Source organism: Mesorhizobium sp. M2C.T.Ca.TU.002.02.1.1, assembly GCF_003997225.1.
In genome coordinates, this window is sequence record NZ_RZTO01000106.1 from 1 (window position 1) to 11,327 (window position 11,327).

The window sequence follows — 11,327 nt, forward strand, 5'->3', positions numbered from 1 at the left end:
CATCGCGAGGCTGTGATCGATCACCTGAAGAAGGTGATCGTGCTGGCGAGCCGCATGGGGGTCCCGCTGGTCAACACATTCTGCGGCGGCGACGCCTCGAAAAATGTCGACGCCAATTGGGAAGACGCGCAAAAAATCTGGCCGGCGATCATCGCCCATGCCCGCGAGCATGGTGTGAAGCTCGCTTTCGAGAACTGCCCGATGATCTTCAGCTATGACGAGTGGCCGGGCGGGCACAACATCGCCTATTCGCCCAATGTCTGGCGCCGCATCCTCGAAGCCTGGGGCGGCGATGTCGGCATGAATTTCGACCCCTCGCATCTCGTCTGGCAGATGATCGACCAGGAGCGCTTCATCCGCGAGTTCGGCGCAAACATGCTGCATGTGCATGCCAAGGACCTGATGATTGATCATGATGGTTTGTACGAGCGCGGAATCCTTTCCGCTGGCATAGGCTGGCAGGTGCCGCGCATGCCGGGGCTTGGGGACATCGATTGGAGCAGGATTTTTTCGGGCCTCTACCGGGCCGGCTATGACGGGCCGGTCATCATCGAGCATGAGGACCGGCGCTTCGAGGGGACGGACGAAAAGGTGAAGCGCGGCTTCCTGCTTGCCCGCGACGTGCTGCGCCCCTTCATCAAATGACGAAAAGCTTGGCTCCGATCGCATCGGAGCCCTGGAACTGAACTGAAAAGATCAATGTGGAGGAGTATAGAAATGAAAAAACATCTGACCGTGGCCTCGCTGCTAGCGGGCGCTGCCTTGCTTGCCTCGGCGGGCGTTTCGACCGCCGCAGGCAAATACACGATCGGCATTTCCAACACCGTGCAGGGCAATGGCTGGCGCGAGGAGATGATCTGCGCGATGAAGGCGCAGGCGCTCGCTTCCGGCGAGGTGGCGAAGCTCAACATCGCCCACCGCAACACCGACGCCGCCGGCCAGCTCGAGGACATCCGCAACCTGATCAGCGCCAAGGTCGACGCCATCGTCGTCAACCCGGCCGATCCGGCCGGTATCAAGGCCGGCCTGGAAGAAGCCACCAAGGCCGGCATCGTCGTCGTCGCCGTCGACCAGGCGGTGACGGAACCGTCCGCCTACATCATCTCCAACAACCAGGAACAATACGCCTATCTCGGCGCCAAGTGGCTGTTCCAGCAGATGGGCGGCAAGGGCGAGGTGTTCTACATGCGCGGCGCCGCCGGCGCTTCGGCCGACTCTGATCGCGACAAAGGCTTCAAGAAGGCGCTGGCCGAATTCCCCGACGTGAAGGTCGCGCAGGAAGTGTTCACCGGCTGGCAGCAGGACCAGGCCAAGCAGCAGATCCTGTCCTTCCTCGCCACCGGCACGCCGATCAACGGCATCTGGACCTCGGGCATCGACAACGTCATCGTCGACGCGCTGGTCGAGCAGCAGGCGCCGATGGTGCCTGTGGTCGGCGCCGACAATGCCGGCTTCGTCGGCCAGTTGAGCTCGGTCAAGGGCCTGGTGGGCGCTGCCGTCACCAATCCCGGTTCGATCGGCGGCGCCGGCGTGACCCTGGCCCTGCAAATCCTCGACGGCAAGAAGCCGGCGCAGCAGACCGTTCTGGTCGAGCCGCAGCTCTGGGAAAACGCCACCGACGAAGGCAAGGCCAAGCTGAAGAGCGTCGTCGACCCCTCGCTCAGCCCCGAATGGCCGGTCTCGATCTCGATCCCGGACTGGACGACCTACACCAAGGATCAGATCGTCGCCTGCAAGGGCCCGGGCGAGTAAGCGCCTGATCCGAACGCAAGCGTGAGGACGCCGGACCGAGGTCTGGCGTCCTTGCCATTTGATTTGGCACGCATAATTTGAGCCTTTAAATCGAGAACGCCTTGACCGCCAACCCTCTCCTCGACGCCACCGGCGTGGCGAAGAACTACGGCGCCGTTGCCGCGCTGCGCAACGCCTCGCTCTCGGTGCTGCCGGGCGAAGTGCATGCGCTGATGGGCGCCAACGGCGCCGGCAAGTCGACGCTGGTGAAGATCCTGACCGGGGCGATCAAGGCGGATGCCGGGCGCATCCTGATCCGCGGCCAGCAGCTCGATGTCCGCTCGCCGGCCGCCGCCCGCCGCGCCGGCCTGCTGCCGGTCTACCAGGAACCTTCGCTGATCCCCGATCTCGACGTCCTGTCCAACCTGCGGCTGACCGGCACGCCGGTCGAGCCCTTCCGGGCCTGGGTGCGCGAGCTCGGCATTCCCGACCTCGATATTCGCGAGACCGCCCGCCATATCCCGCTGGCCATCCTGCGCGTGCTCGACCTTGCCCGAGCGCTTGCCGTCGAACCCGACGTGCTTCTGCTCGACGAGATGACCGCGGCCCTGCCGGCGAACCTTGCCGAGAAGGTGCTGGAGGTCGTGCGCCGCCAGGGCGACGCCGGCCGCTCGGTCATCTTCATCTCGCACCGTTTCGTCGAGATCTCCGCGCTCTGCGACCGCGCCACCGTGCTGCGCGACGGCTCCACGGTCGGTGTCGTCGACATCGAGCCTGGCATCGAGGAAAGAATAGTCGAGATGATGCTCGGTGCCCGCATCGAGAAGACACGCGTCGCCGCGCGCGCGGCAAACGATGTAGCGATTGCCGGCGGTGGCCGCCCGCGCCTGTCGGTCCGCAACCTGCAGCTCGGCACCAAGCTCAACGACGTCTCCTTCGATCTCGCCAATGGCGAGGTCGCCGGCGTCTTTGCGCTCGAGGGCCAGGGCCAGGACGAGCTCTTCGCAGCGCTGGCCGGCTCGATCCGCCCGACCGGCGGCAGCATCGACGTCGACGGCGCGCCGGTGAAATTCTCGCATCCGAGCGACGCCATCCAGGCTGGCATCGCCTATGTGCCGGGCGACCGCACCGAGGCTTTGGCCATGCAGCGTTCGGTGCGCGAGAACATCGCCCTGCCCTTCAGCGCGGCGCTGCGCAAATGGGGGCCGATCCGCATGCGCCGCGAACAGGTGGTGGTTTCGGGCGCCATCGGCAGATTGCAGATCGACACCCGCGCCCAGGGCGAGGTGCAGCGCCTTTCCGGCGGCAACCAGCAGAAGGTGACCATCGCCCGCTGGATCGCGGCCAACGCCCGCACCATCCTTTGCTTCGACCCGACGCGCGGCATCGATGTCGGCACCAAGCAGGAGATCTACAAGCTGCTGCGCGAGCTCGCCGGCCAGGGCAAATCGGTGCTGTTCTACACATCCGAGATGGAAGAGGTGCAGCGTGTCTGCGACCGCGTCATCGTCATCTTCGGCGGCCGCGTCGTCGATACTTTCCCGGTCGAAGAGGCCGACGAGCCGGCCTTGATGCGGGCCGCCTACGGCCTGCCGCGCGGTGCCAAGGCCGATGTCGGCATCCTTGCCGAGGTCAAACCCGCTTCCGATGCGGAGGCCGCGTCATGAGCCGCTTTCTCCGCAACCAGGGCTGGGTGGCAGGCCTCTTCGCCTTGCTGATCTTCCTCTTCGTCGTCACCAAGCTGATCCAGCCGGGCTATGGCAGCGGCGATTTCGGCTCGCTCGCGCGGGCAGTCCTACCCTACGCTTTCGCCGTCGCCGCCCAGACGGTCGTCGTCATCGCCGGCGGCATCGACCTGTCGGTCGCCGCCATGATGGCCCTGACCAGCGTCACCGCCGCCTCGATGATGAACGGCGCCAGCGAGGAATACGCACTCTTCGTCGTTCCCTTCGTGCTGGCGATGGGGCTGGCGCTCGGCGCGCTGAACGGCATCCTCATCGTCGTCACCCGGGTGCCCGACATCGTCGTCACTTTGGCCATGCTGTTCGTGCTGCAGGGCGCGGCGCTGCTCGTGCTTGAAGCGCCCGGCGGCGCCGCCGCCGAATGGCTGAAGGCAAGCGTCGTCGGCACCGTGCCGATCCCCGGCCTTCCCGATTGGGCCGACGCCTGGGTGCCGAAGGCGCTGGTGCTGCTCGTCGTCTGCCTCTGCATCGTGTGGATTCCGCTCAGGCGCTCGCGCCTTGGCCTTTCCATCTACGCCATCGGCAGCAACGAGCTTGCCGCCTTCCGCAGCGGGGTGCCGGTGGCGCGCACCAGGATCATCGCCTATGCGCTGTCCGGCCTGTTCGCAGCACTTGGCGGCCTGTCGCTCACCATCAGCACCGGCATCGGCGCGCCGATCCCCGGGCCTTATCTGCTCGCCAGCGTCGCCGCCGTGGTGCTGGGCGGCGTCGCGCTCGGCGGCGGCAAGGGCGGCCTGCTCGGGCCGATCATCGCCGTCTTCGTGCTGAGGCTGGTGCGCACCGACCTGACGCTCTTGGCCATCGATCCGAACGTCACCGCCATCATCGAGGGTTTGATCATGGTCGCGGTCGTGATGTTCGGCGCCTTCATCACCATGCGCAGCCGCCCGGCGGGAGCAACGCCATGACCGACATCGCGACCATGCCCCAGCCTGTCTCGTTCGGCCGGCGCCTGAAGCGCTTCATGGCGGACCGGCCGCTCATCCCGCTGATCATCCTTTTGATCATCCTCGTGGTGATCCTGCAGGTGCTGCGCCCCGGCATCGTCAACGAGCGCTGGCTCGCCAACACGGCGAAGTTCGCCATCCCGCTGGCGATCCTCGCCGGCTGCCAGACCATGACCATGCTGACCGGCGGCATCGACCTTTCCGTCGGCACGGTGGCGACGATGAGCGCCTTCATCATGGCCACCCAGATCGTCAACCAGGACCCGGCGGTGGCGTTTCTGCTCGCCATGCTGCCCGCCGTGCTGATCGGCCTCGTCAACGGCATCGGCGTCGGCGTGTTCCGTGTCCATCCGCTGATCATGACGCTCGGCACCAGCCTGATCGGCACCGGCTTCCTGCAGGTCTACCAGCGCACCGTGATCGCTTCCGGCGCCAAGATTCCCGATTTCCTCAACTGGCTGGGCACCGGCGTCACCTACGGCTTCCCCAACGCGCTTCTCCTGTTCGTGCCGGTGGCCGTGCTGATCGTCTTCATGCTGAACCGCACCGGCTTCGGCCGTCTGCTCTATGCCGTCGGCGACAATGAGCGCGCCGCGCGCCTGTCAGGCGTGCGCTATTGGCAGGTGATCACGGCGCTCTACGTGCTTTCCAGCCTGCTCGCCGGCATCACCGGCCTGCTCTATATCGGCCTGATCAAGGCGCCATCGCTCTCGCTCGCCGAACCGCTGGTGCTGCCTTCGGTGGCAGCCGCCGTCATCGGCGGCACCTCGATCTTCGGCGGTCGCGGCGGCTACACGGGCACCATCATCGGCGCGCTGATCCTGACCGTGCTGACGACGCTGCTCACCATCCTGCAGATGCCGGAAGGCGGCCGCCGCATCTTGTTCGGCTTCATCGTGCTGTTCGTGACGGCGGCGTATCTGCGGATCGTCGAGGACCGCTGAAGTCGGCCGTGACAGGAACGGTTCACTCTGCCGCTTGAATGTGCCGGGCGTCGATGATCGCCTGGATCTCGGAGCGGCATGAGCCGCAATTGGTGCCGGCGCGCAATGTCGAGCCGATCGCTTCGAGGCTGTCGCACCCGGAAGCCACCGCCGACGCAAGCTGGTTGGCGCCGATATGGAAGCACGCGCACACGACGCGCCCGATGGCCGGCATGGGCACCGGCGAGCGTCCCGACAGAAGCGCGTGACGATCGGCCGTGGACAGCGGCTGGCGCGTGGCAAGCAACGACACCAGCCAATCCCGCGCCGGCAATTGGTCCGGAGCGGCGGCAAGCAGGGCTTCCGCCATGGCGCCGCCATCGTCGATCGCCGCGGCGCGATAAGCAAGGCCGCGGCGATCGGTGTACTCCAGGAGCTGATCCCGTCGCTGCACGCCGAGCAGCTTGCGCGCCAGGAGAATCCCCTGGTCCGGCGGCTCGGTTCCGGTCAGCTCGTAGACCCAGCCGCCCTCGACCGCATGCCGGCTCCAGTGGACGAAGCCCGTTGGCCTCAGATCGCGGCGCGTGATGAGCACGCCGGTCCATCCGGTGTTTTCGCGCACGATCCTGGCCGGGACATGCTTCAACTCCGGCTGGCCGGAATGCGGATCGGTGACTGGCGAGGACAAAAGGCCCGCTGCGGCCCTGGCCGCGAACTGGCCGCTCCAATGCATGGGCATGAAGGCCTGGCCGCGCCGCTGCGCCTCGGTCACGCGCACCCTGGCGCGGACGAAGCCGAAGCGGGTCGACAGATGGGCGAGATCGCCATCCTTGAGACGGTGCGCGGCCGCATCCGCCGGATGGAGCTCGACCGCCGGTTCCGGCGCGTTCGCCATCAAACGCGGCACGTTCCCGGTGCGCGTCATGGTGTGCCACTGATCGCTCAGCCGGCCGGTGTTGAGGGCAAGCGGGTAGTCCGCGTCGACCGCGAAAGCCATTGCCTCCTGCCGCACCGGCACGAAACGCGCGCGGCCGTCCGGCGTCGGGAAGCGGCCATCGCGGAACAATCGTGTCTGCTGCTCGCCTCGCTCCAACACGGGCCAATGACACGGCGTGAAGGCGAAATAGTCTTCATCGCTGAGGTCAGCCATGCCGCCGATATCGAACACGCGCCCGCCCCCATTCTCGAAGGCGGAAAGCGCCGCATGCTCGCGAAAAATCTCGGCCGGCGTCTGGTAGGTGAAGGCGTCACCAAAGCCCATGCGGGCGGCGACCTCGCAGACGATGCGCCAGTCGGCCCTCGCCACGCCCGGCGGCGGCAGGAACGGCCGCTGGCGTGAGAGCCGCCGTTCCGAATTGGTGACCGTGCCATCCTTTTCGCCCCAGGCGGCGGCGGGCAGCAGCACATCGGCGTAGCGCGTGGTGTCGGTGCGGGTCACATCCGAGACCACCACGAACTCGCATTTGGCTAGCGCCGCGCGCACGCGCGACGCATCCGGCATCGAGACGGCGGGATTGGTGCCCATCACCCACAGCGCCTTGATGCGGCCTTCGGCGACCGCCTGGAACATGTCGACAGCCTTCAGGCCGCCGCGCCGCGCGATGTTGGGCGCGTTCCAGAAGCGCGAGACACGGTCGATGTTGGCCGGATCCGCAAAGTCCATATGCGCGGCAAGCTGGTTGGCCAGACCGCCGACCTCGCGCCCGCCCATGGCGTTCGGCTGGCCAGTGACGGAGAACGGCCCCGTGCCGGGCTTGCCGATGCGGCCAGTGGCGAGGTGGCAGTTGATGATGGCGTTGACCTTGTCGGTCCCGTGCGCCGACTGGTTGACGCCCTGGCTGAAGACCGTGACGGTCCGTTCGGTCCCGGCGAAGAGATCGTAGAAGGCCCGGACATCGGCGGCCGCCAGCCCACAACCTTTCGCGACACGCGCGATCGACGGCGCATCGGCGGCGGCAAGCGCCGCCGCGGCGTCGAAGCCCGACGTATGGTCGCGGATGAAATCGGCATCGATCTTTCCGGCCTGGACGAGGTGTGCCAGCAGCCCGTTGAACAGAAGCACGTCCGTGCCCGGATCGAGCGCCAGATGCAGGTCGCACTCGTCGGCCGTGGCGGTGCGGCGCGGGTCGATGACGACGATCCTGGTTCCGCGTTCCTTCCGCGCGACGAGCATGCGCTGGTAGAGAACCGGATGGCACCATGCGGTGTTGGAGCCTGTGAGCACGATGAGATCGGCGCGCTCGAAATCCTCATAGACGCCGGGAACGATGTCCTCGCCGAAAGCGCGGCGGTGGCCGGCGACGGACGAGGCCATGCACAGCCTAGAATTGGTGTCGATATTGGCCGAGCCGACGAAACCCTTCATCAGCTTGTTGGCGACGTAATAGTCCTCGGTGAGCAACTGGCCGGAGACGTAGAGTGCGACCGCGTCCGGCCCATGCTCGGCAATCGCCTGCGAGAATTTTGAGGCCACGAGGTCGAGCGCTTCGTCCCAGCTCGCCGGCTTGCCGAGCACCTCCGGCTGAAGCAGACGGCCTTCGAGGCCGAGCGTCTCGCCGAGGGCGGATCCCTTCGAGCAGAGCCGGCCGAAATTGGCCGGGTGCTCGGGATCGCCGCGGACGGTTGTGGTGCCGTCCGCGGCGATCTCGGCCAGCACGCCGCATCCCACCCCGCAATAGGGGCAGGTGGTCCTCACCTCGCGTGCCTCTGCCATGCCTCAGGCCGCTTTCGAGACCAGCGCTTCAAGCGCAATGAAGAGCCGTTCGCCCTCGATCCTGACGGGGATTGTCCTGACCGAGCCTTCGTCGGCGCCGAGCGCCTTGCCGGTCTCCAGCGAGACCACCCAATTGTGCAGCGGGCAGGTCACCGCCGCACCATGGACGATGCCCTGGCTGAGCGGCCCGCCCTTGTGCGGGCAATGGTCGTCGATGGCGAAGACCTGGTCGTCCGCGGTGCGGAAGACCGCGATCTTGCCTTGCGGAGTGGCCACGCAACGCGCGCCGCGCGGCGGAATGTCGGAAAGGGAGCCGATCGGTGTCCAGGTCATGCGGCCGTCCTCGTCTTTGGCTGATAGGAAGGCGCCCAGGCACCCCCCTCTGTCCTGCCGGACATCTCCCCCGCAAGGGGGGAGATTGGCAGCTTGGGCGCTCCGCCCAATCCAGCACCGTTGGAGATTGGCGAAAGCCGGGATGACATCCGATCTCCCCCCTTGCGGGGGAGATGGCCGGCAGGCCAGAGGGGGGTGCCTCGCGCAAACATCTCCATTATTCAGCCGCCTCCGCGAACCCGACCGAGGCCATCGGCCGGAACTCATGCTTGTCCTTGCCGGAGACCCGCTCCGACCACGGATCGACCTGCGCGAATTTCTGGCTGAAGACGAAGCGCTCGAAATAGGCGCGGCGCTTCTCGGTGTCGTCCAGGATCTGCTTCTTGATCTCGGCGGTGCCGATGCGCTTGGCCCACTTGTAGATGCGCTCCAGATAGCGGGCCTGCTCGCGGTACATCTGGACGAGCGCCACGATCACCTCCAACGCCTCGTCCTCGGTCTTCACCAGGCCCAGCACTTCCGTGCCCCTGATGTCGAGGCCGGCCGCACCGGCGAAATGGATCTCGTAGCCGGAGTCGACGCACACCACGCCGACATCCTTGCAGGTCGCTTCGGCGCAATTGCGCGGGCATCCCGACACCGCCATCTTCACCTTGGCCGGCGTCCATGAGCCCCACATGAACTTCTCGATGCGGATGCCGAGACCGGTCGAATCCTGCGTGCCGAAACGGCACCAGTCGGAGCCGACGCAGGTCTTCACCGTGCGCAGGCCCTTGGCATAGGCATGGCCGGAGACGAAGCCGGCCTTGCCGAGATCGGCCCACACCGCCGGCAGGTCTTCCTTGCGGATGCCCAGCATGTCGATGCGCTGGCCGCCGGTCACCTTGACCATCGGGATCTCGAACTTGTCGACCACGTCGGCGATGGCGCGCAGTTCGCCGGCGCTGGTCACGCCGCCCCACATGCGCGGCACCACCGAATAGGTGCCGTCTTTCTGGATGTTCGCATGCACGCGCTCGTTGATGAAACGCGACTGATAGTCGTCGGCATACTGGTCCGGCCAATCGCAGACGAGATAGTAGTTGAGCGCCGGCCGACATTTGGCGCAGCCGCAGGAGGTCTTCCATTCGAGCTCCTGCATGACGGCGGGGATCGTCTTCAGGTCTTTCGCCTTGATCAGGCGCCGCACGTCGTCGTGGCCGAGCGGCGTGCAGCCGCACATGGGCTGCACCGCCGCCGGATTGTAGGCCTCGCCCAGCGTGAGCCTCAGCAGTTGTTCGACGAGACCCGTGCACGAACCGCACGAGGCTGAGGCCTTGGTGTGGGCGCGCACGTCGTCGAGCCCGGTCAGCCCTTTGCCCGTGATCGCGCCGGTGATCTTGCCCTTGCAGACGCCGTTGCAGCCGCAGATTTCCGCATCATCCGCCAGTGCCGCAACGGCCGCCAAAGGGTCCGAGGAAGCGCCCCCCTGGAACGCCTGGCCGAAGATCAGCGTGTCGCGCATCTCCGAAATGTCCGTCGCTTTCTTCTTGAGGTCGTTGAACCACGCGCCGTCGGCGGTCTCGCCGAACAGGACCATGCCGATGATGCGGTTGTCCTGCAGCACGACGCGCTTGTAGATGCCGGCGGATGCATCGCGCAGGATGATCTCCTCACGATCCTCGCCATCGGCGAAGTCGCCGAGCGAATAAAGGTCGATGCCGGTGACCTTGAGCTTGGTCGGCGTATCGGAATGGACGAAACGCCTGTCCTCGCCGTCCGCCAGCCCGGCTGCCGCGACGCGGGCCATCTCGTAAAGCGGCGCGACCAGCCCGTAGACATGGCCGCCGACCTCCGCGCATTCGCCAAGCGCCATGACGGCCGGATCGGAGGTCCGCATGCGGTCGTCCACGACGATGCCGCGATTGACCTCCAGCCCTGCGTCCTTGGCCAAAGCGGTGCTGGGACGGATGCCGACCGCCATCACCACCAGCGTTGCCGGGATGATCGTGCCGTCCGTAAGCTCGACGCCCTCGACTTTGCCGTTGCCGATAATCGCCTTGGTGTTGGCCTTGGTCATGACCTTGATGCCGCGCGCCTCGACGGCCTTCTGCAACAGGTAGCCCGCGGCCGGATCGAGCTGGCGCTCCATCAGCGTCGGCATGACGTGCAATACGGTGACCTCCATGCCGCGTTCTTTAAGCCCCGCCGCCGCTTCGAGCCCAAGCAGGCCGCCGCCAATGACGACCGCCTTGGCCCGTGATTGCGCGGCGAGCAGCATGGCGTTGACGTCGTCGAGATCGCGATAGCTGAGCACGCCGGGCAGGTCCTTGCCCGGCACCGGGATGATGAAGGGAACCGAGCCGGTGGCGATGACCAGCCTGTCGTAGCTTTCGGTCACGCCGTGATCCGAGGTGACGGTCTTCGCTTCCCGGTCGATGGCGACGATCCGGTGGCCCTTGTAGAGGGTGATGCCGTGCTTGATGTACCAGCCGTCGCCATGGATGACGATCTCCTCGAACGCCTTCTCGCCCGACAGCACCGGCGACAGCATGATGCGGTCGTAGTTCACGCGCGGCTCGGCGTTGAAGATGGTAACGACGTAGCGATCGGGCGCTGCTTCCAGCAGGTGCTCGAGCATCCTGCCGGGCGCCATGCCGTTGCCGATGATGACGAGTTTCTCGCTCATGTCGGTCTGCTCCGATCTATTCGGTGGCGTAGGATAGGGACGGGCTCTCGACCTCGGCCGCGCGCTCCATCCGGCGGATGGTGACGTGCATCCAGACGAGGCAGGAGACGACGATCAGGAAGAGCAGCATGAAGCAGCTCGACCAGACCCCGGTGAGGTCGTTCAGCGCGCCGAAGGCGATCGGCAGGATGAAGCCGCCGAGGCCGCCGATCATGCCCACCACGCCGCCGACCGCGCCGACGCTCTGCGGATAATAGACGGGGATGTGCT

Annotated in this window: 8 protein-coding genes and 1 pseudogene; 5 read left to right on the plus strand and 4 right to left on the minus strand. The window is 66.4% G+C overall.

Annotated elements, in window-relative coordinates; genetic code table 11:
* The 5 genes from EOD07_RS08410 to EOD07_RS08430 form a co-directional block, all read left to right on the plus strand.
* A partial coding sequence (locus tag EOD07_RS08410) for a sugar phosphate isomerase/epimerase (protein ID WP_164772128.1) occupies positions 1 to 645 on the plus strand: 645 nt, incomplete at its 5' end.
* A 72-nt stretch (positions 646 to 717) separates the two neighbouring features.
* Positions 718 to 1,752 carry an ABC transporter substrate-binding protein gene (locus tag EOD07_RS08415; RefSeq protein ID WP_127235024.1) on the plus strand — a complete coding sequence of 345 codons (1,035 nt, stop codon included), beginning with the start codon at positions 718 to 720 and terminating at the stop codon, positions 1,750 to 1,752.
* A 101-nt stretch (positions 1,753 to 1,853) separates the two neighbouring features.
* Positions 1,854 to 3,398, plus strand: coding sequence for a sugar ABC transporter ATP-binding protein (locus EOD07_RS08420; RefSeq protein WP_127235027.1), 1,545 nt, complete (start codon positions 1,854 to 1,856; stop codon positions 3,396 to 3,398).
* Positions 3,395 to 4,381, plus strand: coding sequence for an ABC transporter permease (locus EOD07_RS08425; RefSeq protein WP_127235030.1), 987 nt, complete (start codon positions 3,395 to 3,397; stop codon positions 4,379 to 4,381). The genes EOD07_RS08420 and EOD07_RS08425 overlap by 4 nt, the downstream gene beginning before the upstream one ends.
* Positions 4,378 to 5,364, plus strand: a complete 987-nt coding sequence (locus EOD07_RS08430) for an ABC transporter permease (RefSeq protein WP_040990235.1) — start codon at positions 4,378 to 4,380, stop codon at positions 5,362 to 5,364. The genes EOD07_RS08425 and EOD07_RS08430 overlap by 4 nt, the downstream gene beginning before the upstream one ends.
* A 22-nt stretch (positions 5,365 to 5,386) precedes the next feature.
* Here EOD07_RS08430 and EOD07_RS08435 read toward each other — a convergent pair whose 3' ends face one another.
* The 4 genes and pseudogenes from EOD07_RS08435 to EOD07_RS08455 all read right to left on the minus strand — a co-directional run.
* A complete protein-coding gene (locus EOD07_RS08435) occupies positions 5,387 to 8,056 on the minus strand; it encodes a nitrate reductase (RefSeq protein WP_127235033.1) in 2,670 nt (889 codons plus the stop codon).
* Between the two features lie 3 nt (positions 8,057 to 8,059).
* Positions 8,060 to 8,389, minus strand: a complete 330-nt coding sequence (gene nirD / locus EOD07_RS08440; RefSeq protein WP_127235035.1) for a nitrite reductase small subunit NirD — start codon at positions 8,387 to 8,389, stop codon at positions 8,060 to 8,062.
* A gap of 217 nt (positions 8,390 to 8,606) precedes the next feature.
* Positions 8,607 to 11,057 carry a nitrite reductase large subunit NirB gene (gene nirB, locus EOD07_RS08450; protein ID WP_127235040.1) on the minus strand — a complete coding sequence of 817 codons (2,451 nt, stop codon included), beginning with the start codon at positions 11,055 to 11,057 and terminating at the stop codon, positions 8,607 to 8,609.
* 16 nt (positions 11,058 to 11,073) lie between these two features.
* Positions 11,074 to 11,327 (minus strand): annotated as a pseudogene (locus tag EOD07_RS08455) (MFS transporter); the annotation flags it as partial.

What these genes read in the sequence shown, in the direction of transcription:
- EOD07_RS08415 (WP_127235024.1), top strand. Translation starts at nt 718, where the DNA reads ATGAAAAAACATCTGACCGTGGCCTCGCTGCTAGCGGGCGCTGCCTTG.
- EOD07_RS08425 (WP_127235030.1), top strand. Translation starts at nt 3,395, where the DNA reads ATGAGCCGCTTTCTCCGCAACCAGGGCTGGGTGGCAGGCCTCTTCGCC.
- EOD07_RS08430 (WP_040990235.1), top strand. Translation starts at nt 4,378, where the DNA reads ATGACCGACATCGCGACCATGCCCCAGCCTGTCTCGTTCGGCCGGCGC.
- EOD07_RS08435 (WP_127235033.1), bottom strand. Translation starts at nt 8,056, where the DNA reads ATGGCAGAGGCACGCGAGGTGAGGACCACCTGCCCCTATTGCGGGGTG.
- nirD (WP_127235035.1), bottom strand. Translation starts at nt 8,389, where the DNA reads ATGACCTGGACACCGATCGGCTCCCTTTCCGACATTCCGCCGCGCGGC.
- nirB (WP_127235040.1), bottom strand. Translation starts at nt 11,057, where the DNA reads ATGAGCGAGAAACTCGTCATCATCGGCAACGGCATGGCGCCCGGCAGG.